This window comes from Parasutterella excrementihominis YIT 11859 (genome assembly GCF_000205025.1).
In the GTDB taxonomy this organism is placed as follows: Bacteria; Pseudomonadota; Gammaproteobacteria; order Burkholderiales; family Burkholderiaceae_F; genus Parasutterella; species Parasutterella excrementihominis.
The window spans coordinates 13,400-37,718 of record NZ_GL883695.1; the positions used below are offsets into that span (position 1 = coordinate 13,400).

36 protein-coding genes and 1 tRNA gene are annotated in these 24,319 nt (G+C 46.8%); 15 read left to right on the forward strand and 22 right to left on the reverse strand.

Annotated features, from left to right (window positions below; genetic code table 11):
- Nucleotides 1-3 precede the first annotated feature (3 nt).
- From der to HMPREF9439_RS04520, 11 genes are all read left to right on the forward strand, one after another.
- Nucleotides 4-1,335 carry a ribosome biogenesis GTPase Der gene (der, locus tag HMPREF9439_RS04475; protein WP_008811556.1) on the forward strand — a complete coding sequence of 444 codons (1,332 nt, stop codon included), beginning with the start codon at nucleotides 4-6 and terminating at the stop codon, nucleotides 1,333-1,335.
- Between the two features lie 319 nt (nucleotides 1,336-1,654).
- Nucleotides 1,655-1,906 (forward strand): RNA chaperone Hfq, encoded by a 252-nt coding sequence (gene hfq, locus HMPREF9439_RS04480; protein ID WP_008811557.1) that lies wholly within the window; start codon nucleotides 1,655-1,657, stop codon nucleotides 1,904-1,906.
- On the forward strand, nucleotides 1,906-3,069 hold the full coding sequence (gene hflX, locus HMPREF9439_RS04485; RefSeq protein ID WP_008863885.1) for a GTPase HflX: 1,164 nt from the start codon (nucleotides 1,906-1,908) through the stop codon (nucleotides 3,067-3,069). The genes hfq and hflX overlap by 1 nt, the downstream gene beginning before the upstream one ends.
- Nucleotides 3,070-3,244: 175 nt before the next feature.
- Nucleotides 3,245-4,744, forward strand: a complete 1,500-nt coding sequence (gene hflK, locus HMPREF9439_RS04490) for an FtsH protease activity modulator HflK (RefSeq protein WP_008863886.1) — start codon at nucleotides 3,245-3,247, stop codon at nucleotides 4,742-4,744.
- A 10-nt stretch (nucleotides 4,745-4,754) separates the two neighbouring features.
- Nucleotides 4,755-5,648, forward strand: a complete 894-nt coding sequence (hflC, locus tag HMPREF9439_RS04495) for a protease modulator HflC (RefSeq protein WP_008811560.1) — start codon at nucleotides 4,755-4,757, stop codon at nucleotides 5,646-5,648.
- Between the two features lie 19 nt (nucleotides 5,649-5,667).
- Entirely contained in the window at nucleotides 5,668-5,859 is a 192-nt protein-coding gene (locus HMPREF9439_RS13050; RefSeq protein ID WP_008863887.1) for a DUF2065 domain-containing protein, read from the forward strand.
- 11 nt (nucleotides 5,860-5,870) lie between these two features.
- Nucleotides 5,871-7,037, forward strand: coding sequence for an ATP phosphoribosyltransferase regulatory subunit (locus tag HMPREF9439_RS04500; protein WP_008863888.1), 1,167 nt, complete (start codon nucleotides 5,871-5,873; stop codon nucleotides 7,035-7,037).
- A gap of 17 nt (nucleotides 7,038-7,054) precedes the next feature.
- Entirely contained in the window at nucleotides 7,055-8,347 is a 1,293-nt protein-coding gene (locus HMPREF9439_RS04505) for an adenylosuccinate synthase (protein ID WP_008811562.1), read from the forward strand.
- Nucleotides 8,348-8,359: 12 nt separating this feature from the next.
- Nucleotides 8,360-8,887: a phosphoribosyltransferase gene (locus tag HMPREF9439_RS04510; protein WP_008811563.1), complete on the forward strand. Its 528-nt coding sequence runs from the start codon at nucleotides 8,360-8,362 to the stop codon at nucleotides 8,885-8,887.
- Between the two features lie 64 nt (nucleotides 8,888-8,951).
- Nucleotides 8,952-9,020, forward strand: a tRNA-Arg gene (locus HMPREF9439_RS04515).
- A 7-nt stretch (nucleotides 9,021-9,027) separates the two neighbouring features.
- Complete coding sequence (locus HMPREF9439_RS04520; protein ID WP_244862386.1) at nucleotides 9,028-10,230, forward strand: tyrosine-type recombinase/integrase; 1,203 nt, start codon at nucleotides 9,028-9,030, stop codon at nucleotides 10,228-10,230.
- On the opposite strand, the gene HMPREF9439_RS04525 is transcribed toward HMPREF9439_RS04520, so the two are convergent.
- From HMPREF9439_RS04525 to HMPREF9439_RS04555, 7 genes are all read right to left on the reverse strand, one after another.
- On the reverse strand, nucleotides 10,214-10,513 hold the full coding sequence (locus tag HMPREF9439_RS04525; protein ID WP_008863890.1) for a hypothetical protein: 300 nt from the start codon (nucleotides 10,511-10,513) through the stop codon (nucleotides 10,214-10,216). The two genes, HMPREF9439_RS04520 and HMPREF9439_RS04525, sit on opposite strands and share 17 nt — an antisense overlap.
- Nucleotides 10,506-11,015 carry a hypothetical protein gene (locus HMPREF9439_RS04530; protein ID WP_008863891.1) on the reverse strand — a complete coding sequence of 170 codons (510 nt, stop codon included), beginning with the start codon at nucleotides 11,013-11,015 and terminating at the stop codon, nucleotides 10,506-10,508. Before HMPREF9439_RS04530 ends, HMPREF9439_RS04525 begins: the two co-directional genes overlap by 8 nt.
- Before the next feature lie 2 nt (nucleotides 11,016-11,017).
- Nucleotides 11,018-11,290 (reverse strand): hypothetical protein, encoded by a 273-nt coding sequence (locus HMPREF9439_RS04535; protein WP_008863892.1) that lies wholly within the window; start codon nucleotides 11,288-11,290, stop codon nucleotides 11,018-11,020.
- Nucleotides 11,287-11,625 carry a hypothetical protein gene (locus HMPREF9439_RS04540; RefSeq protein WP_008863893.1) on the reverse strand — a complete coding sequence of 113 codons (339 nt, stop codon included), beginning with the start codon at nucleotides 11,623-11,625 and terminating at the stop codon, nucleotides 11,287-11,289. The genes HMPREF9439_RS04535 and HMPREF9439_RS04540 overlap by 4 nt, the downstream gene beginning before the upstream one ends.
- On the reverse strand, nucleotides 11,622-12,002 hold the full coding sequence (locus tag HMPREF9439_RS04545; RefSeq protein WP_157645826.1) for a hypothetical protein: 381 nt from the start codon (nucleotides 12,000-12,002) through the stop codon (nucleotides 11,622-11,624). Before HMPREF9439_RS04545 ends, HMPREF9439_RS04540 begins: the two co-directional genes overlap by 4 nt.
- 61 nt (nucleotides 12,003-12,063) lie before the next feature.
- Complete coding sequence (locus HMPREF9439_RS04550; protein WP_008863895.1) at nucleotides 12,064-12,618, reverse strand: Rha family transcriptional regulator; 555 nt, start codon at nucleotides 12,616-12,618, stop codon at nucleotides 12,064-12,066.
- A 92-nt stretch (nucleotides 12,619-12,710) separates the two neighbouring features.
- Nucleotides 12,711-13,028: a hypothetical protein gene (locus HMPREF9439_RS04555; protein WP_157645827.1), complete on the reverse strand. Its 318-nt coding sequence runs from the start codon at nucleotides 13,026-13,028 to the stop codon at nucleotides 12,711-12,713.
- Nucleotides 13,029-13,569: 541 nt separating this feature from the next.
- Between HMPREF9439_RS04555 and HMPREF9439_RS04560 the strand changes: the two genes are divergently transcribed.
- Nucleotides 13,570-14,037 (forward strand): hypothetical protein, encoded by a 468-nt coding sequence (locus HMPREF9439_RS04560; RefSeq protein ID WP_157645829.1) that lies wholly within the window; start codon nucleotides 13,570-13,572, stop codon nucleotides 14,035-14,037.
- Between the two features lie 150 nt (nucleotides 14,038-14,187).
- Here the strand turns inward: HMPREF9439_RS04560 and HMPREF9439_RS12890 are convergent, their stop codons facing one another.
- Genes HMPREF9439_RS12890 through HMPREF9439_RS04600 form a run of 8 tightly spaced genes read right to left on the reverse strand, consistent with a single transcriptional unit; the run spans nucleotide 14,188 to nucleotide 18,000 of the window.
- Entirely contained in the window at nucleotides 14,188-14,817 is a 630-nt protein-coding gene (locus tag HMPREF9439_RS12890; RefSeq protein ID WP_008863900.1) for a hypothetical protein, read from the reverse strand.
- 37 nt (nucleotides 14,818-14,854) lie between these two features.
- Nucleotides 14,855-15,130 (reverse strand): hypothetical protein, encoded by a 276-nt coding sequence (locus HMPREF9439_RS04570; protein ID WP_008863901.1) that lies wholly within the window; start codon nucleotides 15,128-15,130, stop codon nucleotides 14,855-14,857.
- Nucleotides 15,131-15,134: 4 nt separating this feature from the next.
- Nucleotides 15,135-15,347 carry a hypothetical protein gene (locus HMPREF9439_RS04575; RefSeq protein WP_008863902.1) on the reverse strand — a complete coding sequence of 71 codons (213 nt, stop codon included), beginning with the start codon at nucleotides 15,345-15,347 and terminating at the stop codon, nucleotides 15,135-15,137.
- Nucleotides 15,340-15,759 (reverse strand): hypothetical protein, encoded by a 420-nt coding sequence (locus HMPREF9439_RS04580; protein WP_008863903.1) that lies wholly within the window; start codon nucleotides 15,757-15,759, stop codon nucleotides 15,340-15,342. The genes HMPREF9439_RS04575 and HMPREF9439_RS04580 overlap by 8 nt, the downstream gene beginning before the upstream one ends.
- Nucleotides 15,750-16,493: an MmcB family DNA repair protein gene (locus HMPREF9439_RS04585; protein ID WP_008863904.1), complete on the reverse strand. Its 744-nt coding sequence runs from the start codon at nucleotides 16,491-16,493 to the stop codon at nucleotides 15,750-15,752. The genes HMPREF9439_RS04580 and HMPREF9439_RS04585 overlap by 10 nt, the downstream gene beginning before the upstream one ends.
- On the reverse strand, nucleotides 16,486-16,713 hold the full coding sequence (locus HMPREF9439_RS04590) for a hypothetical protein (protein WP_008863905.1): 228 nt from the start codon (nucleotides 16,711-16,713) through the stop codon (nucleotides 16,486-16,488). Before HMPREF9439_RS04590 ends, HMPREF9439_RS04585 begins: the two co-directional genes overlap by 8 nt.
- Nucleotides 16,710-17,111 carry a hypothetical protein gene (locus tag HMPREF9439_RS04595; protein WP_008863906.1) on the reverse strand — a complete coding sequence of 134 codons (402 nt, stop codon included), beginning with the start codon at nucleotides 17,109-17,111 and terminating at the stop codon, nucleotides 16,710-16,712. Before HMPREF9439_RS04595 ends, HMPREF9439_RS04590 begins: the two co-directional genes overlap by 4 nt.
- A gap of 43 nt (nucleotides 17,112-17,154) precedes the next feature.
- Nucleotides 17,155-18,000, reverse strand: coding sequence for a recombinase RecT (locus HMPREF9439_RS04600; protein WP_008863907.1), 846 nt, complete (start codon nucleotides 17,998-18,000; stop codon nucleotides 17,155-17,157).
- A gap of 142 nt (nucleotides 18,001-18,142) precedes the next feature.
- Here HMPREF9439_RS04600 and HMPREF9439_RS04605 point away from each other — a divergent pair, with 142 nt between their 5' ends.
- Nucleotides 18,143-18,355 carry a hypothetical protein gene (locus tag HMPREF9439_RS04605; RefSeq protein WP_040603410.1) on the forward strand — a complete coding sequence of 71 codons (213 nt, stop codon included), beginning with the start codon at nucleotides 18,143-18,145 and terminating at the stop codon, nucleotides 18,353-18,355.
- A 123-nt stretch (nucleotides 18,356-18,478) separates the two neighbouring features.
- On the opposite strand, the gene HMPREF9439_RS04610 is transcribed toward HMPREF9439_RS04605, so the two are convergent.
- Together HMPREF9439_RS04610 and HMPREF9439_RS04620 are read right to left on the reverse strand one after the other, a co-directional pair.
- Nucleotides 18,479-19,495 carry a YqaJ viral recombinase family nuclease gene (locus tag HMPREF9439_RS04610; RefSeq protein WP_008863910.1) on the reverse strand — a complete coding sequence of 339 codons (1,017 nt, stop codon included), beginning with the start codon at nucleotides 19,493-19,495 and terminating at the stop codon, nucleotides 18,479-18,481.
- 181 nt (nucleotides 19,496-19,676) lie between these two features.
- Nucleotides 19,677-19,871: a hypothetical protein gene (locus tag HMPREF9439_RS04620; protein ID WP_008863912.1), complete on the reverse strand. Its 195-nt coding sequence runs from the start codon at nucleotides 19,869-19,871 to the stop codon at nucleotides 19,677-19,679.
- 503 nt (nucleotides 19,872-20,374) lie between these two features.
- Between HMPREF9439_RS04620 and HMPREF9439_RS04630 the strand changes: the two genes are divergently transcribed.
- Nucleotides 20,375-20,740 (forward strand): hypothetical protein, encoded by a 366-nt coding sequence (locus HMPREF9439_RS04630; protein ID WP_008863914.1) that lies wholly within the window; start codon nucleotides 20,375-20,377, stop codon nucleotides 20,738-20,740.
- Here HMPREF9439_RS04630 and HMPREF9439_RS04635 read toward each other — a convergent pair.
- The 4 genes from HMPREF9439_RS04635 to HMPREF9439_RS13285 all read right to left on the reverse strand — a co-directional run bounded on the left by HMPREF9439_RS04635 (nucleotide 20,712) and on the right by HMPREF9439_RS13285 (nucleotide 22,049).
- The gene (locus tag HMPREF9439_RS04635; protein ID WP_008863915.1) at nucleotides 20,712-20,966 is read right to left on the reverse strand and encodes a hypothetical protein; all 255 of its coding nucleotides are present in this window, start codon (nucleotides 20,964-20,966) and stop codon (nucleotides 20,712-20,714) included. The two genes, HMPREF9439_RS04630 and HMPREF9439_RS04635, sit on opposite strands and share 29 nt — an antisense overlap.
- Nucleotides 20,967-21,237: 271 nt before the next feature.
- The gene (locus HMPREF9439_RS04640; protein WP_008863916.1) at nucleotides 21,238-21,456 is read right to left on the reverse strand and encodes a hypothetical protein; all 219 of its coding nucleotides are present in this window, start codon (nucleotides 21,454-21,456) and stop codon (nucleotides 21,238-21,240) included.
- On the reverse strand, nucleotides 21,434-21,847 hold the full coding sequence (locus tag HMPREF9439_RS04645) for a hypothetical protein (protein ID WP_157645834.1): 414 nt from the start codon (nucleotides 21,845-21,847) through the stop codon (nucleotides 21,434-21,436). Before HMPREF9439_RS04645 ends, HMPREF9439_RS04640 begins: the two co-directional genes overlap by 23 nt.
- A gap of 7 nt (nucleotides 21,848-21,854) precedes the next feature.
- Nucleotides 21,855-22,049, reverse strand: a complete 195-nt coding sequence (locus tag HMPREF9439_RS13285; RefSeq protein ID WP_008811582.1) for a hypothetical protein — start codon at nucleotides 22,047-22,049, stop codon at nucleotides 21,855-21,857.
- A gap of 88 nt (nucleotides 22,050-22,137) precedes the next feature.
- On the opposite strand from HMPREF9439_RS13285, the gene HMPREF9439_RS04655 reads away from it, so the two are divergent.
- Nucleotides 22,138-22,446 (forward strand): hypothetical protein, encoded by a 309-nt coding sequence (locus HMPREF9439_RS04655; RefSeq protein WP_040603411.1) that lies wholly within the window; start codon nucleotides 22,138-22,140, stop codon nucleotides 22,444-22,446.
- A gap of 745 nt (nucleotides 22,447-23,191) precedes the next feature.
- Here HMPREF9439_RS04655 and HMPREF9439_RS04660 read toward each other — a convergent pair.
- Nucleotides 23,192-24,184, reverse strand: coding sequence for a virulence RhuM family protein (locus tag HMPREF9439_RS04660; protein ID WP_008863920.1), 993 nt, complete (start codon nucleotides 24,182-24,184; stop codon nucleotides 23,192-23,194).
- Nucleotides 24,185-24,319 lie beyond the last annotated feature (135 nt).

Below are 24,319 nucleotides of genomic sequence, written 5' to 3' on the forward strand. Positions count from 1 at the left end.
ATTATGGTTCCAGTCATTGCGCTTGTTGGTCGTCCGAATGTCGGAAAGTCGACCTTGTTTAATCGCCTGACGCGTTCGAGAGACGCTTTAGTGGCAGACTTCCCGGGTCTGACCCGAGATCGTCATTACGGCGACGGTCGTATCGGCGATAAACCTTACTTAGTCATCGATACGGGCGGTTTTGAACCGATCCGCACCGAAGGCATCGTCAAAGAGATGACCGGACAGGCGCAGTTGGCGATTACCGAATCTGACGTCGTCTTGTTCTTAGTGGACGGACGCGCCGGCTTAACGCCGCAGGATCAGCGAATTGCCCAGAATTTGCGCGAGTCCGGTAAGAAGACCTATCTCGTCGTCAATAAGGCCGAAGGTTTAACGGAAACGGCTAAGGCCGAGTTCTATGAACTGGCCTTGGGCGAGCCTTACACCATCTCCGCCGCCCACGGCGAAGGGGTCAAAGCCTTGATGGACCTTGTTTTGGAACCTTTCCCGACCGAAAAGGAAATCGATGAGGAAGAGGATTTCAAACATAAGATTAAAGTTGCCATTGCGGGCCGTCCGAACGCAGGCAAGAGCACGCTGATCAATGCTCTGATCGGTGAAGATCGTCTGATTGCTTTTGACATGCCCGGAACCACTCGCGATGCGATCGAGGTCGAGTTCCAATATAAAGATCGTGATTACACCCTGATCGATACCGCCGGCCTTCGCCGTAAAGGCAAAGTGTTTGAGGCAATCGAAAAGTTCTCTGTGATTAAAACGCTTCAGGCAATCGAAAGCTCCAACGTGGTTGTGCTTCTTCTCGATGCGCACGCCGGTATTGCCGAACAGGATGCCAACATTGCGGGCTACATTCTCGAAAGCGGTCGTGCCTTGGTGGTCGGTGTCAACAAGTGGGACAGCTTGGACGATTACGAAAGACGCCGCGTGAAGGAAGAACTTGAACGCAAGCTGCACTTCCTGCGCTGGGCCAAGATTGTTTATATCTCCGCGTTGGAAAAACGCGGTCTGCATCACCTGCTCAACGCAGTCAACGATGCCCATACCGCTGCGTTTATGAAGCTCTCTACACCGAAGCTGACACGCGCTTTGATCGAAGCCACGACTCGTCAGCTGCCGCCGAGAGCCGGCGGAGGACGTCCGAAGATGAGATATGCACACCAGGGCGGTCAGAATCCTCCCGTTATCGTGGTTCACGGAAACGCGCTTCAGGATGTTCCGGAAAGCTACCGTCGATATCTGGAAGGCTGGTTCAGAGATAAATTCAAACTCGAGGGCACACCGCTCCGAATCGAATTTAGAACGAACAAGAATCCCTACGCCCAAAAGGCCTAATCGAAGAATTCCCGCCGAGTGCGGGAATTTTTATAAGGAGCCGCGATTGAAGGACGCTGCCCGTTCTGTGCCTCAAATAAGCATTAACAATGATCTTTCCTGACGGCATTTACAGCTAAAATAGTTACTGTAGTAAGAGAATCTGCTGCGGAAACACAGCTCCACAAGGGGGTTGTCGCCCAACAAGAGTCCTTCGATCATAGAAGTGCAGAAGAATTAAATGTGCGCCCAAAATGATTAATACAAAGAACAATTTCGGTGTGCCGCAGCTAGAATTTATTCAGATTTATGAGCGGAAATTTCCGTTTGGAGAAAAACAATGACAAAAGGGCAATTGTTACAAGACCCATTCTTAAACAGTCTTCGTAAGGGACGTATCCCTGTTTCCATCTATTTGGTGAACGGTATCAAACTGCAGGGACAGATCGAATCTTTCGACCAGTATGTCGTTCTGCTTCGCAACACCGTAACTCAGATGGTTTATAAACACGCTATTAGCACTGTTGTTCCGGCTCGCGCCGTACCGCTGGGCAATGAACAGCAGGGAACTGAAGAAGCAGAAACCGTATAGTGGATTATCAATATCAAAAGGGAGACGAGACACCCGGAAAGGTGTGGCTCGTCTCTGTCATTGTGGGCCGCGAAATTCATCGAGACGCGGCACTTGAATTATCAGAATTAGCGACATCCTGCGGCTTCCAAGTTGCAGGTCTGACTGAAGCAAAACGCGATCGTCCGGACCCTAAAACTTTCCTCGGAAGCGGCAAAATCGAAGAAATTAAAAGTGAAGCGCTTGCTAACGGGGCAAAGGCGCTGATTTTTGATGTCGCTTTATCTCCCGCGCAGCAGCGCAACATCGAAAAAGCCGTCGGAATTGAAGTCCTTGATCGGACCAATCTGATTCTGGAAATTTTCCGCCAAAGGGCAAAGACCAGAGAAGGCCGCCTGCAGGTCGAACTTGCTCGACTGACTCACTTGTCGACACGTTTGGTCAGAGGCTGGACGCACTTGGAACGCCAGAGAGGCGGTTTGTCCAAGACCGGCGGTCCTGGTGAAAAGCAGATCGAACTTGACCGTCGAATGATCGCGACGCGCGTCAAAGCGTTAAGAGAACAGCTTAAGAAACTTGAGCGCCAACGCAATACTCAGCGCAAATCTCGTCAAAGAGGCGAGGTGCTGACTGTCGCACTGGTCGGCTATACCAATGCTGGTAAGTCAACGCTCTTTAATCGTCTGACTCGAGGCGGTGTTTACGCGGCCGACCAGTTGTTTGCAACGTTGGATACGACCGCCCGCAGATGCTTTGTCGGCGGAGATGTGGAAGTCGTCTTAAGTGACACCGTGGGCTTTATCCGCGGATTGCCGCACCAGCTGATCGAGGCTTTTAAATCGACACTGGACGAAGCGGCCCAGGCAGACCTTCTGCTCCATGTCGTCGACTCCTCGACGCCGGCCAGAGAAGAACAGATGACGGAAGTCAATAAAGTCTTAGAAGAAATCGGCGCTAAAGATATTCCGCAGCTGCTGGTTTTCAATAAGATCGACCTGGAAGGCAGGAGTCCGTTTATCACTTGTGCCGAGGACGGAACGCCGAAAGCTGTCGGTATCAGCGCCGCAAACGGTGAGGGCATCGATCTTCTCAAAGACGCCATTCGTCAAATAGCAGAAAAAGAGCCGGAAGAGCCCCAAGAGGCTCCCGATAATGAGGACTGGCTCGCTGAATTTGAGCGGTAATTCCTTCGGGGCCTTCTTTGAAAAAGATCGGCCGCGATTAGCTCTTTGTTAAATGTAATAAGTCTTTAATCTTAAAAATATTATTATTTTTCAAGTGCTAAAATTCTCTGCTCTCTTGTCTAACTCACTCGGACAAGTTCCCTATGTCCTGTGATTTTTAAGGAAATATTCGACAATGTCGCTTAATGACCCCCGTTGGGGCCGAAAAGGCTCGGAGGATGATTCCTCCCAGAAAGAAAACGAAATCAAAGAGCCTCCCAAAGAGACTGATGAAGAACCGAGAAAAGCTGAACCGAGCAAAAACGAAATGCCCGGACGCTTTGCTCAGAACAACAATGACGGAGATTTAGAAGAGCTTTGGAAACAGTTCAACGATCGTCTGAACTCGATGTTGGGCACCAAAGGCAATCAAAATCGCAATGCTCAGAAAGAAGAGCCGTCAGCTTCTTCTCAGACACAAAATCAGAAAAACGAAGACTACGACTTCGACGAACCCCCGTTGCGCAAAGACCACGAATTCAAAAATCAGCAGAATTCGTTCGGCAATGGCGGCGGCAATGGAAACGGCGGCGGAAACTCTTTCCCGCAGTTTAAAGTTCCGTCTTCATTCTCCGGCGGAATGGCTGTTTCCGCCATTGTTATCGCTTTGGCCGCTTGGCTCGCTTCCGGTTTCTACATTGTTCCGGAAGGTCAGAACGGCGTCGTGACGACTTTCGGCCGCTACACCGAAAGTACCAACGCCGGTTTCCGCTGGCACCTGCCTTATCCGATTCAGGACGTTGCTTTGGTCGACGTTTCTTCCGTCCGTAAGGCTGAAATCGGTTTGAGAGGCGGTACACAGCGTCTTAAAGAAGCGCTCATGCTGACCGACGACGAGAACATTGTTGACGTGATGTTCAATGTTCAGTATCGAATTAAGCAGGGCAACGGCGCTGAAGAGTTCTTGTTCCGCACCCGCGATCCGATGGGTGCAGTTGTTCAGACTGCCGAGTCCGCCATGCGCGAAGTGGTCGGCCGCAAGAAGATGGACAGCGTTTTGTTCGAGTCCAAGCAGGAAATTGCAGAAGAAGTTAAAAAGCTGATGCAGGAAATGCTGGACCGCTACCACTCAGGTATTCAGGTTCTGTCCGTCGCCATTCAGAATGCTCAGCCGCCTGAACAAGTTCAGGCCGCTTTCAATGATGCCGTTAAGGCCGGTCAGGACCGAGAACGCCAGATTAATGAAGGAGAGGCTTACGCCAACGATGTTGTGCCTAAGGCCCGCGGTCTGGCAGAACGACTTCGTCAGGAGGCTGAAGCTTACAAGTCTCGTGTTGTCTCTCAAGCCGAAGGTGACGCAAACCGCTTCAATCAGGTCTACGCACAGTATGAGAAAGCTCCGAAGGTGACCCGCGACCGTATGTACGTGGACACCATGCAGCAGATCTTCAACAACACGACCAAGGTAATGGTTGACAATAAGTCTTCCAATAACCTGTTGTACCTGCCGTTGGATCAGTTGGCTAAACGAGCTGCTCCGGCACCGGCGCCTGCAGCTGCGGCCGCACCTGTGCAGCCGAACGTTCCTGCTTCATCTGCCCAGCAGACGCATAATCTGCCCGGCGGAGATCAGCCGCCTTTAACACCGGACGCGAGTCAGCCTACTTCCCGTCTTTTATCCCGCACTTTGAGATAAGGACAGAAAGATGAAAAAATTACTTTCCTTAGTTATTGTTATTCTTTTTGGCGCCTTGCTCGCGAGAACCTGCCTTTACACGGTCAACGAGCGTGAGTACGCCTTAGTCTTCATGCTCGGTGAATTAAAGAGCGTTGTTTCTACACCGGGTCTGCATGTCAAACTGCCGTCACCGCTTCAGAATGTTGTCTATTTGGACAAACGTATTCTCACAATCGACACGCCCGCAGCGGACTTGGTTCAAACCAGCGAGAAGAAGAACCTGATGATTGATTCCTATGTCAAGTGGCGTATCAATGATCCGCGCCGCTACTGGGTTTCCTTCCAGGGCAGCGAGCGCGCTGCGGACGACCGTATGTCTGCGCTGCTTCGTGACGTGCTCAACCAGGTTGTAAACCGCCGCACGGTAAACGACATCACGTCCAGCGACAGAGCACGCGCAATGGCAGAAATCTCTGAAGCGCTCCAGAAGCGCGTTTCCGACTTAGGTATTGAAGTTGTTGACGTCCGACTCAAGCGAGTTGATTTCACACCGGAAATTTCTGAGTCTGTCTATCGCCGCATGGAAGCCGAACGTAAGCGCGTTGCCAGCGAAGAACGCTCCAAGGGTGCTGCTGAAGCCGAAAAGATCAAGGCTGACGCCGATCGTCAAAGAACCGTTGTTTTGGCCGAAGCTTATCGTGACGCTCAGAACATTAAAGGTTCCGGCGACGCTCAAGCTAACGAACTTTACGCCAAAGCATTTAGCAAAGATCCGGAGTTTGCGAAGTTCTACCGTTCACTGGATGCTTATCGCCAGTCCTTCAATAAACCTCAGGACATGATGGTGGTGGATCCGAGCAGCGAATTCTTCGACTATCTCAAGAATTCCCGCGGTGAAGCTCAAGCCAATAAACAACCATAAATTTTTTGTGATCTAAATCATGAAGGCCTTCTTGTACGTACTGGGTTTCTGCTTTGTACTTGAAGGCCTTTTACCTATGTTGGCTCCTGATTTATGGAAGCGCGCCGTGAGATTTATCTCACGATTTCCTAGCGAGAAAATCCGTTATATCGGGTTAGAAAGTGTAGTCTTAGGGCTGGTGCTCGTTTGGGCCGGTTCATTGCTTTTTTAGAAAGGATCTTTATGTCAGTATGGCTGCTACCTGAAAATATCGCGGATATGCTTCCACGAGAGGCGAGGGCCATAGAGCATCTTAGAAGTTCTTTCCTAAAACTGGTGACAAGCCACGGTTTTGAAGTCGTCCGTCCTCCTCTGGTGGAGTACGTTGACTCTCTTCTGACAGGAACGGGCGGAGATCTGGATCTCAGAACTTTTAAAATCGTCGACCAGGTAACTGGAAAGACGATGGGCATCCGCGCCGATATGACGCCGCAGGTTGCTCGAATCGATGCTCACATTCTCAATCGTTCGGGTGTATCCCGCCTCTGCTATGTTGGAAGCGTTCTCCATGCACGTCCTCTGCATCCTCTTGCTTCGCGCCAGCCGTACTTGGCCGGTGTTGAAATGTTCGGCTCTTCCAGTGTGGAAAGCGAACGTGAAGTGATCTGTTTGGGAATTGAGTCTCTGCGTCAATTCGGTCTTGAAAATATTTTCTTAGATTTAGGCCACACCGGTGTGGTCAAGGCAATTCTGGACAGTGATCCTGTAAGTGAAGTTGTTCAGGACCAAATTCTCTTTGCTTTGAGTCATAAGGACCGCTCTGCACTTGAGGAGCTCAGAGGTGTTCTTAAAGAGAAAACCGTTGATGATTTAATTCGCCTGACGATGCTCTTCGGTTCGGAAGACGTTCTCAATCAAGTTATCGAAGAATTTTCCGATTATCCGGAAATTCCGGAAATTCTGGAAAGCGTCCGCAGACTCGGTCGTGAATCCGGCGCAGATATCGTCAGCTGTGATTTCGCTGACGTTGCCGGTTACAACTATCACACCGGCGTGACTTTCAGCGTCAATATTCCCGGCCGTTATCAGCCGATTCTGCGCGGCGGTCGTTACGATGATATCGGTGAGCGTTTCGGACGCAAACGTCCCGCGGTCGGTTTTACGTTATACCTGCGCGAGATTATCGCCGTGATGGACACAAAGCGTCCTTATGCGATCTTGGCGCCCAACAGGCTGGACGATGCCGCCCTGCAGTCCCGCATTCGTGAACTTCGCGAAAACGGCGACATCGTGATTGAAAAACTGCCTGAAGACAATGTTGCTTCGCTGGAAGAATCTTTCCGCTTGGATGAAGAATTAGTTTGTATCAATGGTGTTTGGACGGTAGCGGCCCGTACGTCGAACCGTTAATTTTTTAAGAGGATGAAATGAGTAAAAATGTAGTCGTTGTCGGCGCTCAGTGGGGCGACGAAGGCAAAGGCAAGATCGTTGACTGGCTCACCGAAAGTGTACAAGGCGTTGTCCGTTTCAACGGCGGCCACAATGCAGGCCACACACTCGTGATCAACGGCCAGAAAACGGTTCTTCGTTTGATCCCCTCCGGTGTTATGCATCCTCACGTCAAGTGCTACATCGGTAACGGTGCAGTTGTTAGCCCCGAAGCAATGCTGAAGGAAATCGACGACCTGAAGGCTCACGGAATGGATGCCGAAGATCGTATTTTTGTCTCCGGTCAGTGTCCGCTGGTTCTCCCGTACCACATCGCGCTCGACCACGCTCGTGAAAACGCCTTAGGCGATAAGAAAATCGGTACGACCGGCCGTGGCATCGGGCCGGCCTACGAAGACAAGATCGCTCGCCGCGCTGTCCATGTCAGAGACTTGGCAGAACCGAAAGTCTTTGCAGAAAAAGTTCGTGAAAACTGCAAGCTCATCAACTTCCTGCTGGCGAACTATTACAACAGCGAACCTGTCGACGTCGAAAAGATGATCGAAGATACGCTGGCAATGGCTCCGAGAATTGTTCCGAAGATTCGCGACATTTCTCACATTCTCAACACTAAGATGAAGGAAGGCGAACAGTTCCTGTACGAAGGAGCTCAGGGAACCATGCTCGACATCGACCACGGAACTTATCCGTTCGTCACTTCCAGCAACACCGTTGCAGGCTTTGCCAGCCCCGGATCCGGTGTCGGCCCTCAGAAACTCAATTACATCCTTGGTATCACGAAGGCTTACTGCACACGCGTCGGTTCAGGTCCTTTCCCGACCGAACTCTTTGATGAAGTCGGCAAGACCATTGCTAAGAAAGGAAATGAATTCGGTGCAGTGACCGGTCGTCCCCGCCGCTGCGGCTGGTTCGACGGTGCTGCTCTTCGCCGCGCTGTTGAATGGAACGGCTTAAGCGGTCTGGCTGTGATGAAGCTCGACGTTTTGGATGGCTTTGAAACCGTTCGTTTGGGCGTCGGCTACGAATACAAGGGCGAAAGGATCGACATCATGCCTGTCGGCGCTGAAGAAGTTGCTCAGTGCAAAGTCATTTACGAAGACTTCCCCGGCTGGAAAGAACCGACTTTTGGTATTACAAAGTGGGAAGATTTGCCCGTTAACGCTCAGAAGTATTTAACTCGTCTGTCCGAAGTTGCCGGCTGCCCGATCGCAGTTGTTTCTACCGGCCCGGATCGTGCTCAGACAATTTTGCTTCATAACCCGTTTGAATAATTAGGAATAGGAATGAAAGATCTTCACGTTTCTTGGGAAGAATATCGCCGCCTTATTGAGACTCTGGCTTTTAATGTCTATGACAGCGGCTGGAAGTTTGATTCTTTGCTTTGCTTAGCTCGAGGCGGCCTTCGCCCCGGAGACATCCTCTCTAGAATTTTCGATATGCCGCTGAACATTTTGTCGACCAGCTCCTATAGAGAAGCTGCCGGCACGATTCAGGGAAGTTTGGACATCGGTAAGTACATTGCTTCCAGCCGTCCTGACTCTCTCAAAGGAAGAGTGCTATTGGTCGACGACTTGGTCGATTCCGGACTGACTTTGAAGAAGGTTGTTGAGCACCTTCAGAACAACTATCCGGGCGTGACCGAAGTTCGCACTGCTGTTTTGTGGTGGAAAGGCTGCTCTCAGGTTGAACCTGACTACTATGTCGAATATCTCGGAGATAATCCTTGGATTCACCAGCCGTTCGAAGAGTACGACACAATGCGCCTCGGACAGCTGGTAGCCAAAGTAGAGGGAAAAAGAAAACCCGAATAATGATGGTGTGACAGGGCCTTGAAAACCGTTTGCCTTGAGGATAAATAATTTTGCGGCTTACTGTGCCCGGGTGGCGAAATTGGTAGACGCACTCTTCGCGGGCGTGCTGGTTCGAATCCATTCCCGGGCACCAGACCTACTTGTCATATTCCGTCAAGCCTCGGTTTTACGGGATTTTTTGTTGTCCGTTTTGGCATATCTCGTTATATTCAGGTTTAGATAACGGAAATTTAACGGAAACGCTAACGGAAATTCTCGAGGCGGATATGGCAGGAATTAGAAAAACTCCTTGCGGTACGTATGAAGTTTACGGATACAGACTTCAGGCGGACGGAAACAAACAGCGATTCTCCAAAACATTTAAAACACGTTCTGAGGCGAGACGATTCAGCGCTGAGTTAGAAATTAGCGCAGAGGAGCGATCCTCTTCAATCACGCTGGCCGCACTGATAGACGAATATATTTCAGAAGTCACTTCACAGAAACGCTCCAAACGTACAGAAGAAATCCGACTGAGACGCCTCCAGAGAGATAAACTGGCGGCTAAAACTCTATCTTCTTTTACAAACAGAACGATTGAGAACTACATTGAACGTCGCCTCAGCGAACGTGCCAAAAACCGAGACAACTATATTTCACCGTCCACTGTTAATAGAGAGCTGACAATTCTCTCTGACGTTTTTCAATTCGCTATTAAAAACGAACTCACAGATGTGAATCCTTGCCGGGGTGTGGAGAAACCACGGGAGCCAGAGCACCGCGAGAGAGTTGCTTCAGACGAGGATATAGAGAAACTTTTGCAGGCTAGCGGTTGGGACGGCCACACAGTGCCAAAGAACAAAATGCAACTTGCGGTAGCAGCCTTCCTTTTTAGTTGTCAAACAGGAATGCGAGCAGGGGAGCTTTTAAAGATTGAATATTCTTGGTTAGGTGACAATGTGCTACATGTGCCGGCAGAGGCTACAAAAACATTGTCAAGAAGAGACGTGGCCTTGTCTGCAAGAGCTCGGGAAATTCTTAAATTAGTTATGGAGCTCGAGTATGAACCACGGATTTTTGGCGGACTTAACGATCACAACAGAGATACGTTATTCCGAAAAGTTCGGGATAGAGCCGGCCTTGGACCTGAATATGATTCTCAAAACCGACTAATCAAAGAAGGGCTGAATTTTCATGACGGCCGCGCAACTTTTGCGACTTGGGCCGCCAGCCCTGATCCAGAAACAGGGGCGCCCCGTTTAGATGTCCTGGCGCTTGCTAGACAAACGGGGCACAAAGATTTAAAGATGCTCCAGAGATACTACAGAGCGAGCGCAGAAGAAATTGCTAAGCGGCTGAAATAGCGAGCTTGGCTCGGGCGTGTCTTTTGCTTTCCATGTAATCGTCAATGTCTTTTGTGTACCAACGATCGCGCCCGTTCTCGGAGAATGCGTCAGGCTTAGGGAACTTCGGATCCTTCATTACTTCACGAGCGGCAGAAGAGCCAGGAGCAAAACCGATCCTAACCTCTACTTCTGGACGAGAGAGTGTGAGCTTTGTTGTTTTCTGAATCAGTTTTTCAGCGATCTGGCTGGAGACTTTATCTGCCACCATGCTGGACAATTTGTCATAGTCAATGTCATTCATAGCTAGATACCTTTACTCCGTTATACGCACCATCCGGGCGCGTCATTAAGTTTTTTGTTTTGTTCCAGAATTTGATAATGAGTTTTGGACTGTCTTTAACAATTTCCTCCATTACCGGGAGGAAGAACGTGACAGCCTCCTGAATCGTTTTGAGCTCCTCTCCGGTCGGAACGTAGAACTTAGCTTTGTTCTTGTATGTCCGGAGATATAACGATGTCAGACTATCTGAGAGAGCACACTGCAGCTCATTGGAAGAAATCAGATCTTCCTCACTCAAACGATCCTCCCCCAGTTCATTGAATGTCACGCCTGTCAGATTGCTGAAATCTGCTAGAGCTCTCATATCATCTCGATCAAACGTGCCATTGGGCAATTTAAGTTCAACTGAGAATCCGACATTCGTCATCGTGTCGATAATCACATCAATTCGTTCTTCAGAAATGCGCGGAATCTCAATCCTTCGACAGGTGAATTTTTTCCGAGGTTTCTTGTTCCTGGGCATTGTCAGAACCTCACGCGATCGTTGATGATCATGTCAGCAAACTCAACGTAGTAATCACAGTCAGGACGAGCGAATCTCACGTGAAAACGAAGCGTGTATTTAGTTCTGGATTCGTCCGTGATGCCGAGTGTTTTGAAAAACAGCCAGTAGATTTGCTGTAGTTTTTTCTCTGAGTACGGTGCCGTGGTGTCTGCGTGGATGACAATCGTCTTCGCCCAGTCGGGAATTTGAATGTTTTCGGTTGTGTGCTTCAGGCTGATTCTAGTAATGTTCATTTTGCTTCTTCCTTGATTCTTGATAACTGGCGGTCGGCTTTTTCGTTCATTAGACGAGTGATTTTTTCGTCATATTCCGGGGCCTCAAGCAACAGATATTCCATTTGCCGAGACACTAAGAGAACGTCAGCTATTTCTTCGTCCGTTTTTTCCATGGCCTCAGTCCGTTTTTGAGCGATGGATTCACCGCCTTCACCGTTTTCTTGCTGAATCATGAGACCGACGTTCTTCAACGTAGCAGCGGCTAGTTCTGCGCCTTCTTCGGCCAGTTTGATGGCCTGAAGGTCCATGCCGTAATGGTTCGCAATAACTTGTAGCTTTTCTTGTAAATTCATTTGATGAGTCCTTGTTTTCTAAGCCGTTCTCTGACTTCCTGTTTGATCTTTTCTGATCGTTCGCGCCTTGCCTGTCGTTCTTCCGGTGTTAACGTCAATTCCTTGTAAGCATTGGTGATGGCTTTGGCGGCTGCTTCCCTTGTAATGGGGATTGGTTTCCCGTCGTCTGAGTAGCCTGTAGAGTGAATAAAAGGACGCCAGGGATAGTCGTAGCATTCATCCATGTAGACATCAGAGGCTTCGCAAAAATAGGAGTTGAATGCCTGAGCCCAACATGCCATAGGAGGGCTCCAGTAGTTTCTGAACTCAACCCTGATTCGATACTTCCCGACCACTTGTTGAAAGACTGCTTCTGTAAATTCCATCGGTTCTGTCATAGCTTTATCCATAAAAAAAGAGCACCCGGGAAACGGATGCTCTGAGGTTTGATTTGTTCATTTAGTGCGGCACTTCGATTAGGATTGAATCGAAAGGAAGGGACATCTGTACGTCTTTTTGATATTCGTCCATTTTTAAAAGCATCACTTTCTTTTCATCTTTCCATTTGGCGAGAGAAGAGGCGCAGAAACTAATCTGCCGTTTTCGTTCGTCGAACTTTGCCTCCAGTCGAAGGGCCTTTTGATACGTCGACAGGTTGATGTTCTGTAAAGCCTTCACCGCTGCTTCGAAGGCTTGAGCAAATCTGATTTGATACCTTTCCGCTCTTTTTCCGGACAACTTCATCGCCAGAATATTGAATCCCGTTTGATTCATTCTGAATGCTGGAGACTCAATAAAGACATCCGGATTTTTAGGATGTGGACGGCTTGTGGTTGTCTCCTGAAAATATAGGAGACATAAAAGCTCCGAATTTCGAGCTATCAGGCCTCTAATAATCTGGAGCAAGTTGTCATGGCGGTATCCAAAATAATCCGCCACGACAGTTGACAGGACGGTGGGCACTCCATCAATAATTTCTAATGTCGGTGGCGGTAAAGTGGTTAATTCATTCATTTTGTATTTCCAATAAAAAAGCCCCTCAATTTGAGGGGCGCAACCGTGTTTGTTGGTTTCTTACTGTAATTGGGTTCTTTAGGTGTGAACTATTACCGCACTATTGGAACTGTCTTTATAAAGTTGTCCCTTGTCTCGTAGCGGTAGGTTCCTTCTATAGTCGGTTTAGGAATGGTTACTTTAATCCCGTCATAAAAAGGTTTTTCTCTTTTAGCAAGTAGAGCTACATCCCCATAACAGTATTTGTCGTATTCTGAATCACATTCGACGGCCAAAGCATTTCCATCCGGCAAAACTTGAAAGACTCGATAGGTTTTTATTTCATTAAACCAAAATGTCTGACCGTCGACAACAGTGCAACTAGTTAAAGTTAAGAAGCTTATGGGTAGCAACAAAAGGAGTTTTTTCATTTTCATTGGGTGTTTGAACTGGTGAGAGGCCCAACCATCTGAGAAAAAGTTTAGCGACTTTCATGGCGATCTGTAAAGGAATTCCGATTTAACTGGGTGCTTTTAACCTGTTTCTGCAGGTCACGCAGTTCGTCCAAAATCATCTTGAAAGCGAACCGGACATGCTTGCTTAAGAGGTAAAGCTGGTAGGAAAAGCAGGCCACGCATACGCAGAAACAGCTTAGTAAGAAAACGCTTTGAAAAGTGAAGGTCATTGTTTTAGCCCCAGATAGAGAATAGGCTACTTGGCTTATTTCTTTATTTCCTTCAGAGTCGTTTCAACGGATTCCAATCGCTTGATGACGTTGCTTAATAATCCGCAAATACGTTGAGAAGAGAAAAAAACAAGTCCGGAAAAACAGGCAATGCTGACGACCAGACACAAAATATCGAAAACAAGTTCAGTGGTTGAAAAGTTCATTTAAGTACCTAAAGAGAAGAAAGCTCCTCGGTCCTAGAATTGAGATTGTCAAGAAATCAATCTAAAACCAAGGAGCCTAAGGTGGAGTTTTTATTAACTTTTATCGGAACGGTGGCGGCGATCATGGCCTCTTTCTTTTCGTGGCTCGGATATGTCATTAGCAAGCGCGCTGAGGAGCGAGCCAGACCTTGCATTGGCGAAACCTTGTGGACAGAGAGGTCAGACAGCTATTTTGTAACCTTGAAAATATTTCCGGGGCAGTATTTCGTACAAACAAAATCGATTGAAGTTGCTGGTGCGAAACTGTCGTATGCAAGAGATGTCTCTGGGAATGGACGTTTACTCTCCTCAGGAGAGGAAGTATCGTGCCTTCCTTACACTGTTTCCGTTCCGGTCAATAGAGATATTGTCGAGCTCAAGGTTTGCATAACTCCTAAGCTGAAAGTACCTTTTGAAATCAAAGTAAATTTGGCCGGAGATCACAAACCATTGGTTTACCACGTGTACGAAAATCCTTTTACCTCCCGTACACCCGCCGATAAAGTTTGATAATCATCCAGGTGTTAAACATACTGGCGATTGCAAGTGCAAGAATGCTGATGCCAATGCATGACAATAAAAGTGAATCCATATTTTTCCTTCGGTAAGTTATTGGCAAAAATAAAATTGCTTAATTGGCGCCGGTGTGGTCATTCCATTTCAAAGTCCCGCAAAAAGAGGTTCGTTCCGGATGTCCATTAAAGCCTCCATAGCTTTCCTTTCTCGCTCTGCTTTCTCAGCAGCTCTCTTTTGACACCTGATCCTAAATTCTTCTGCTGAAAAATTCTTCTCGTTTGCACGGAATTGCTTGATGTCTTCGCATAACTTTTTGTCTTCTTCAGACAACTCTGTCGGGACCCCTAGGCTGAGTAAATACCGAACTGCTTCCCCTGGAGTCATGAGGTCGGTAAATTCTTCAGCTCTTTTGTTTAGTTCAGCCTCATCAACCTGAGATTTCCCGGCAAAATATTCTGGCCGTTGCTGAAGTTCTTTCTTCTCAAATTCATCAGCAAACAGTGGAGCTGTCTTTTCAACTCTCGTTTGCATCCTCTTTCTTCTCATGGATGCTCGTTTTTCTTCGTCCATCTTTCTTTTTGGTTTTGGATGCTCGAAGTAGATGCCGATTGCCCATGCGTTGATTCCCCAGTTCGAAGCTATGATCCAAGGAAGTGTCAACTCTTCCTCGAAAGGACTGCTGCATAAAATCTTCGGAAGGCCCGCAGGTCTCGGTTTATATGGATTCCTCCAGGTTACCGTGTACCTGAGATCAGAAACTCTTTGATCTTTCATATCTCACAAAATAAAAAGGCCCTCCGAAGAGGGCACGTTATTTTTCAACTTTGAACGTCACTGGCTCCCAGGCGTCGTATGGAAGATTTTTTTGATCTTCCTCGGAGTATTTGCCTTTATAGAAGTACCCGAAGTCGGTTCCCGGAATTGATAACGTCGCATAGTCATCTCTTTTGATATGGTGCAGAAGCAAGACTTTTCCGTTGTGACGCTTTATACAAGAATCTAAATTGCACATTCGACATAGAAACAGACTGTGATCCGGATAATCATCAAACGGGATCGGACCCGAGTGAGTCAATGCGATTTCCATTGGTTCACTCCTTATTTTCGTCTTCGTAATCTTCATAAGTCCCGATGACATCCTTAGCCTTGAATACTCTTGTGTATTCATCCATGAGCGGCTCTCCTGGCAAGTAAGATCCTGCTTGATCCAAAGCGTCGACCCAACTGTCCAAAAGATCATAAACTTGGTCTTCGAAACGCTCTCTGAGCTGTTTTACGATCTTGATTTGTTCATCTCTATCCATGTTTTCTTTCCTTTTTATAAGGGACTGGTAGTTCTTTGAATCCTTGAATCTGGGCTTGTATTTCTCCAACCCATTCTCCATCTCCGCCAACAATTCCCCAACGCCCGATTCGAACTTCTGATCGCTCACCGATTTTTACCGTGATGAGGTATTCACCTTCCTCCGGAGGAAGGATTTCCGGATACGGGTTCCAAGCCTCTTGCTGATAATCTTCGCAGAGAGAAAAGGCGGAAGAGTTGACCACAAAGGTCATCGATAAGAGTGGATTTATCTCTCTATAAAAACCGATAATCTCAGGAAACTCACGCCGATCAATGTCTGCACGGAAATTCTCGTCAATCTCTTTTTCGCTGAAGTTTCTTCTGAGAACGTTTGCAACCCTGAGGTCGTTTGGTCTCCATTTCATTGCCATATTTGTTCTCCGTACCGGTAGGCCCTGTCAGGGCTGTAATCGACATAACAGAACTGTCCCGGATAAGTGAGGCTCCGAGCCACTGCGTTCACCAGTTCCGTTGTTTTCCCGTCTGCGGGCAGCCGCATTGCTTTTTTGACGATCTTTGTTGTGCCGTCATCCATAGCAGCTATGACACCGGCACAAATAGGATTAGCGGGGGCAGGTGTTGACATTCTTGATTGTGGACGACAATGGAGAATGAAATCACACCATCTGCAAAGTCCGTCTTTGACACACTGATTGTGGTCTTTCAGGTAGGCAGCGATCTTCACGGCTGTAGGTTCGTCCGCAAGAATGTACATCCTGTTTAAAAAGTCCATATAGGACGGCCATTTTTTATCTGTCCGGAAATCATCCCAGCAGGATTTAATTTCAATGCCGCAAAGCTCCATACCGTAGCCAATTCCCAGCACGTCTAGTCGGTGCTCATAACCGTTGCGGTAAGAGATTTCCGTATTCCAAACACCGCCGGAAACAAGATTTTCATTGAAAAATACATCTTTCTCTATCGCTTCTCGAAGTTCGTTACCCGGGTGAATACGATATTCAAACGTCCTGTGGATAGTGAATTGCGGGATTGCTTTGAAACCACGTTCGCCGAGGTAATTTTGTGCAATTTCGGTTAAAAGCCGTTCTTTTCTACCTCTTTCGGCTTGAGAGATATTGAGGATTGGATCTTCATCATTACACATCAATTTTCTCCCATCTCATCAATTCCGGGTCAGGGAAGGGAGCATCAAAATCAAACAACTCACAGCCGTGACCACCAAAAACAAAATCACCGTTTACGTAAGTCAGGATTTCATAGAACTGCTCGCCTGTCTCTGGATTGTTCAAAAGCACAATGATTTGTTCTAAATCCTCAAAGTGGTGATTTCGAGGATCGTCAGTGTGTTCAAGTTCTAGTTTCATTTGTTCGTCTCCGGTTGATATGGAGCGGGGAGGGATCTGAATGCAACGATGAGTCTGTCGTCATGGTCCTCCCAGGAGTAATCGATTCCTTCTTCAAACGAGCGTGCAAATGATCGTATAGCTAAATTTCCGTCTTCATCCTGCGTAAGCCACTTTTTCCCGTCAACCGGGGGCGTTACAGTCGGATATGGGTTCCAGTCGTTTTCTTGATACTCAGGAACGAATTCAACTAACTCTTTTTCGACTGTGATAGTTACACACAGACCTTTTTTGTTAACGGTAGATAATCGGAAGTAGTTATATAAATCGGTGTTTTTTTCAAATTCTTCATGAATTTCTTTATCCGTGAAGAATTGATTCACCTTCGCTTTTAATTCAGGGTCTTTAATCTTCCACATTTATTTCTCCAAAAGAAAAGCCCCGCTCTCGCAGGGCTTATGGTTACTTATTTATTGTCTCCGCCGGAGCGTCCTGAGATGTTCCAACGACCTCGGCATCTTCAATATCCTTGAAGTCTTCGACGGAGATAGCATTGATGTCGATCACATCGTTCGGGTCGATCCTTTCTCCGGCTTCCCGCTTAGCATCGACATTTGCAACTTGCAGGGCCTCGATTGAAACAGGCAGATATTTAAATAGGCGGCGGATGACAGTTTTCAGGGCCATCTGTTCAAAATACGTGTTCCAGATATTCTTTGACTTGGCCTTTGCCTTAACCGCTTCAACCTCGGCGCGAGACATGACCTCGAACTGATATCCGCCTCCCTTGAGGTTAGCGACTGCGTAGACAAAGGTGATCGGTTTTTTAACCCGATCGGCTTCACAACTCGGCACGTGATGAATATCCGGATGGAGGCCGAGCTGGTAGCTGAACTCGTCACCTTCGCGGACAGCGAAAGCTGAGAGTGACAAAACCTGTCCGGAGCGACGAGCCAAATCAATCATGCCGCGGTATCCCAAGATTAGCTGGCACTGGTTGCCATAGGGCACGAGATAAGCTTGACCAAGGGCGGAACCGGGCTCCAAACCTAATTGAGCAGACTGCATGACCGCTCCGAGGAACGAGGCCGGTGTGGTATTGAGAAGGGCTGGAGTTTTACGCAGTTCGGTCGCGGCAATTCTTGCCATTCTGTCCGGGCTTAAATGCTTTGGCACGGCGAGAGCCAGTTGTTTTTTGAACTGGTCGGACAGAACCTGCTGGACGATTGCCGGAGCTTTTGTCTTTGGTTTGGCTACTGGTGCAGAAGGTGCGCCGACTGCTGCGGCGAGTTGGTCGGATGTACTCATGTTTTTTCCTTATATGTAAAAAAGCCCCAATAAAGGGGCGTTACTGTTTATCCATCTCTTGAAAAAGTTACCTCCTGGTGCAAGTATCTAAAGGTCATGCCTGCAACGTATGACTTTTATTAACTTTTACCAAGAGGTAACAATGCAAAAGTTTTCTTATGAAGATGCTTCAAAGATCATCCTTGAACTTATTAAGTCCAATGGAATAACTCTTCCTACCATGGGGAGTAAGTACAACGTAAACAATCCTGCGCCTTCGTCTGCGGAACGGAACAAAGACTTAGCGCAAACTCAGGCTGCTTACTTGAAAGAGTTGTATGACTCTTTGACTACTTACAAGACTGAAGAGTCTTAAAGGCTCGAATCAAGCTTTCTAAATAACTCTCGGGGTCTTTAATGGCCCCGCTAGCAGTTCCTTTCAGGAGGGCCTTCTTAATTCGTTTTTTCAATTTCTTCTTCATGTTTTCGCCTTTATTTGTCATGCGCATACTCGCATTACGCGAGTTGTGCTTTCTTTCAGATAGTCAAAGTAATCATTCAAGTGTTCCTGCTTGAAGGAGTCTGAGTCGAAGCGCTTGGATGTCTGGGTCTTGTACGTCAAAACCTTCTTGCCGTCCAAAGTCAGAATTTCGTTGTCCTTCATGTCGATCGCGATCTTGGCTTTAACCGCGTCTTGCTGCTTCTTGAGCTCCTTAATTTCGCCATTAAGACGAGCATATTCGCCGTAGTTAATAGCCAGATCACCTTGAGCTTCGATAGCTTTACCATTTGATTTCCCATAGAGCTTCAGAACATCTTCGATATTTATCGGTTCAGGAGGCGTTTTAGTTAGAACATAGTTGTTCCAGAACGCAGAGCATTTTTCTTTGATGACTTGGAATACATCCGGGCGAGCATCGATCCAGTACATCCTGTAATCTGACCCGCCTATTAAAACTGCCAGGTACATACCGCGAAGCCGAAGGATGCCGCAATACCATTGAATTTGCGTCTCGTAGTAAAGCGGGATTTCGTGCTCTGTTCTCAGATTGTTTTGTTTGATCTCAAGTTCCTGCGAAGGGCCCCAAAGATCAGCTGTGAAGGCATGGGCTGTTTTGGCCTCAAACGCAATGTCTGTCGTGATGGGACGATTGCCATATTTGGCGATTTCTTTTTCGGTCATCTCCAGCGGACGAACTCGCTTAGCAATATCCGGATTGATAATCGCTCTGTCGATATTTGCGATTGCCCAGTCATTTTCCGGATCAACAAACTGGTGATTGACGTTTTGCAGTTTGAAGCCTGTTCTAAGTGCGAACTCCTTTGCGACAACTTGCTCTAATGTCGTCCCCCAGTAGAGGGAAGAGGTCATCTCATGTTCCGGAGAAAGTCCGAGTTTGTCGTTCCAAACATCTAAAGGAGTTCTCCACGGGCTCAGCTGAAGAACAGCTGCTACATCAGAACCGCCGATACCCCGGCGCCGGCCTTCGAGCCATTGTTGTTTGTCTTTTGTCATGTCTATTCCTTGTGTGGTGAGTTAGTGAAATTAAAAAGTGCTGAAAATGGTATTGGGAGCAGGGTTGACTTCAATTTTTCCCACTCTCGTTCGCGTTTCTTCCTCGTAGCTTGCTCTCGATATCGAGCGCGCTTTCTGGCGAGAATTTCTTCATGATCAGGAGAGTTATGTTGTTCTTTTTTCATAGATTCGCAAGCATTCCCGGGATAAAGAGCAGCAAAATGAGGACAGCGGCGAACAGGATGAAGGCGAAAGCAACTGCTAGAAAATTTTCACCGTCCTCGGTCTTTGCTTTCAAGACACGTCCGATCACTGTTAGTAACAAAACCCATGCGGAAGTGAATATTGCTAACTGGATTCCATTCATTCCTCTCATGATGATTTCTCCAAGAAAAAAGCCCCTTCGATGGGGCTTCTAGTAGTTATCTATGTGAAAAAGACAACAACAAAATAATTATTTGTTGCAGTTGATTATTGTCTCGATCACGTTATCGAGCTCCTTTCTCGTAGCTCTGAGATAAAAATTGATTGCTCTGAGTTGATCAACGTCTGAGCAGTCGTTTGCGTAAAATCCTGTAGAACGTAATCTGGTTATCACTTCTGTGATTTGTTCCTCAACGGTGTAAATTTTTTCTTTGGCACCTTGCAGCGCTAGGATTTTTTCAAAGTCTTCTTTTTTAATCTTTATCATTGGCGTTCCCTAATAAAAAAGACCACATTTCGGAGTCCCCCTAAGCTACAAAAATTGGAACTAACAAAGTTTGAGAAAAAGCCCGAGGGACTCAGAAAGGTGGTCTAAAGAAGTCCCCGTCTTTCCGGGGTGTCACCTCTGCGAGATAATTAATTTGCGACTTTTTAACTATCTTTTTGGAGGAAAAAATGTCTGAACTTAAGCTCGATCAAAATCAAGCTGTTTCTATACTCATTGCCCTTATCAATCAGGGGAAGATTGAGTTGCCTTGTCTTAAAGAGTTCAATAAATTCCGAGAATGGGAGCTTAGTCAGTCAAGGCCTGACGGCAGCCGATTTAATCCGGTATTCGGTTACGACCTTGACGAGCATAGAAACGCCATTTGTAGACAAGCGGCAGCCCTCGATGCGGAATATCTCAAAACTTTCTTAGATGTTCTTATGTTGGAGAGGACATCTCGGGATAGGTCACTTGACGCTTGGAACCTTGTAAATTCACTAAGGTTAATCAGAGATAAGATAGAAGCTAACTCTCTTGAGCCGATTCAGAAGTAATTTGCTCAAGAATAACGCTGGCTTCCACTGCTTGAGATGACAGCTCATGGATTCTTTTGGCTCTATCTATGGCTGTCATTTCAGCGTTTCTCTCAGGAAAACTAATTAAGTTCAACTTTCGATCTATTAAAGTCTTTAACAGATCAGCCATTTCTTTCTTACTCATTGGAATAGTGAGGTTCCCGTAACAAATCGCGCACGGTACATCTTGCTCTTTATCTGTCATTGTTGTCTCCTTTGACGGTCAATTCATTCAGAAACCTCTTCCGCTGCCGTTCAGTGAACAGAAACAAGGGATTTGGCAGAGAAGAGGTTTGTGAATGAACTTGTTCAAAAAATGTACAAGTTGGTGTGCCGTTTATAATGAGGCCTGACGGACTGGATCAAGCCGACCCAAGAGATCGGACCCAGCCGGAATGCAGTGTGAGAACACTGAGAAATGCGTCCCAGTGGCGGGCGCCGGAAACTGTCCTAGCGGCAGGCCGGCGCTTTTGATTTCATTGTTCGTCCGTACGAACAATTTCTTTACCAGCAGAAATGCAATCCTCTAAATATTCATCTACGGCCTTTTGAAACGCCTTTTCTAGGTCTTTTATACTGGCGGATTCGTAAAGAACTAAATCCAATACATCCAGAATTTTTCCATAAAAGCAATCATCTTCGACGCTCTTCTCAATCGAGCCTTGGAATCCTTTATAAGGCCCTAAGGTTTTCATTGCTAACTCCCTTCCAAGACAAATATTCTTCAAACGTGACAAAGCTTGAAGAGAACTTTATGGCCTGTTCAATCAAATCCAGTTTGGTATCGCAATAAGTATCGAACGGCCGGCCAAGCTTGAACCCGCTGAGTATTAAGCCGTCCGCACTAAATTCTCCGCTTTTATTCAAAGCATCGATGACGAAATCAATAAATTCTTGAGCTTGAGGACTTGCCGGGAAAAGGCGCTTGAGCGTTTCGTCCGGCAAAATTCTCTCTGCGAATTTGGAGTTGTTGAACTCGCCACAAATGCCTACAAATAGAACATCCTCTCCGCAAGTTACGGGAGTGAATAGAACAGGAATCCAGCGGGCCTGATACTTCGGAAGACTGGGGAAAGGTATTTTCATAGGATTCTCAGCAATACCTGCGCAGGTAGTTGTAGATTTCATCAACTTCCCAGCCGCGTCCGAACTCGCAGGCATAATCCCAACAGTTCCCATAGTCGAACTCATTTCGTTTGGCCAACTCGTCACAGTAGGCCTTGGCAGCTCTTTTCTGCTCCAGTAATTCGAGCCGTTGTTTCTTCGTTAATTTCTTCGGTTTTTCCATGGTTATCTCCAGAGAAGAAGTGCTCGTCTTTCCGAGCCGCCACCCTCCTAAAATTGAAGTGTCTAAGCTCAATTTCTAAGGAAGGAAAATGAATGTCTTTAACAAGTACATCCTCTTGGTCTCTGCTATCAAAGAGAAGAGGATCGTGACCTTTAACTACGATGGTCTGGATAGAGTCGTTGAATGCGCGACACTCGGCTACACCACCGCAGGAATGCCTGCCGTTCGTGGGTACCAAATAGAAGGAGATACGCATTCAGGAACAGTCCCTTGCTGGCGGCTGTTTTTGATCGACAGAATCCGCGGACTAGTTTTAACCGAAGAGCATTTTTACAGCGAGCCGCCTTTTTATAAAAAATCTGACCCATCATTCTCACGTATCGACGCTGAGCTCTAGCTTCTGCTCCGCAATCACAAGGGCCGGCGGGAAAGGCTGGCTCATTGTTTACAGCACAGTCGCTGTCGTGGACTATCTCTTTCATTATTGCTCCAGTAAATAAACAAAAACTCCCTCCGGAGTGTTGACACGCTAGGACGGATACATTCAGAAGATCCGGAGGAAGTTTTTGTTTGCGCTCTACAGTTTCTCTTGCGAGAGCGCTTAGCTCACCCAGTTCACGAGACTGGGACGCCCGAGTTTCTGTTCTTGGTTTTGATTTCCTCATCTGGTTAGCTTCTCGGGACCTCAACGCAGGTTTGCTGTTCTTGATACTGCGTGCATCTCAAATGCCTTTATTTGTCAGAGGTCTCTAGCTGAAAAGTGCTTCGTGGCTACCGTTTGCCTTACTCATTCACTTCACTGACTGCTGGTGTTCGATTGTCTTCCTTCGCGTGACCAGCACCGCCTGCATCGGCCGTTTCGAATTTTTTCACTAGCAGGCTCTTTTTCTACCTGCTGCGTCGGCGTTTAGTTCTCCATGGCGCCGATTCTGAAATTGTGGGTATTAGAGGAACATTGTTTACCTGAGTTAATAAATCGATGAGCAAATATTAACCTAGGTAAACTAAAAAGTAAAGCAAATCGTTAAGTATTTTTACTTAGATAAATTTTTTAGTAAAAAAGGCTGCACAAACGACAACAAAAAAGCCGCTCTCGCGGCCATAAAAAACCGCCCGGGGGCGGCTTGTAAGTTATGGGTAGATTATTTCTTTAATTTTTTAACTTCGTTTAGGAAGTTCTTAAAGTCTCTGCCTATCGGCTGAGTTTTGTTGAAAATTTCGTATTCTTTGTGAGCTTTTTCTTCAGCCTGCTTTTTAGAAACCTGTCCGTTTCCTTCTAAAACCGGGAGGTCATTGAACGCCAGGAACTTGTCTACAGACTGGCGCAGCTCGAGCATACTAAAATTCTTCTTGCGTTCAATCTGTCCTTCAATGTAATCAAAATAACTGTTGACGGAACGCTCTAATGACTTGAGCTCCTTTTCGTCCAAATAGTTTTTTGCAATTGTCGTATCTGATTTATTGACACGCCCCTCCGGGCTGTTAGACCACGTTTTCAAACCCATGTGTGGCTTCGTGTGGTCTGCTCTGGCATGAATAATCTCGGCGGCAGTTTGATTGTTGATGGCAAAGTGAAAACGGTTCTGAACAGTTGCAAAAAAGCGTCTTGCTTCCAATGAATGACTGTCGTAGTCGATGCTGCATTCCTTGAATATTTCAGTAACTTGAAGCCAGATCCGCTGTTCGCTTGCTCGGATGGAGCGAACTCGTTCCAATAATTCTTGAAAGTAGTCTTTTCCAAGAACAGTCTTAGCTTGCTTTAGGCGATCATCATCCAAGGCAAATCCTTTGATAATGTATTCCTTGAGAACTTTCGTTGCCCACTGACGGAAATGGGTCGCTTGAATACTGTTGACCCTATAGCCTACGGCGATAATCGCATCTAAGTTGTAATGCATTACGTTATACGATTTGCGATTTGTAGCAACTATTCGGAAATTCCGAATAGTTGAATTTTGCTCTAATTCGCCAGATTCAAATACGTTTTTAAGATGTTCATTAATTGTTGTGAGAGAGACGTTAAATAGCTCAGCCATTTGTCTTTGAGAGAGCCATAGTGTTTCATTTTCAACTACTACAGCCACAACGGGACCGTCATCAATATTTCCGTAAAGGACGATATTCTTTTCTTCCATAATTTTTTGAAAGTCGATGTTTTGTCAGCCACTTATTTTAAGACTGGTTAAAAAGGAATAAGTTTTATCGTTACCGATTTTGGTAGCGGGGTTTTACCCAATAAGTAATCTTGGTTGAAGCTGTATTAACGCCTT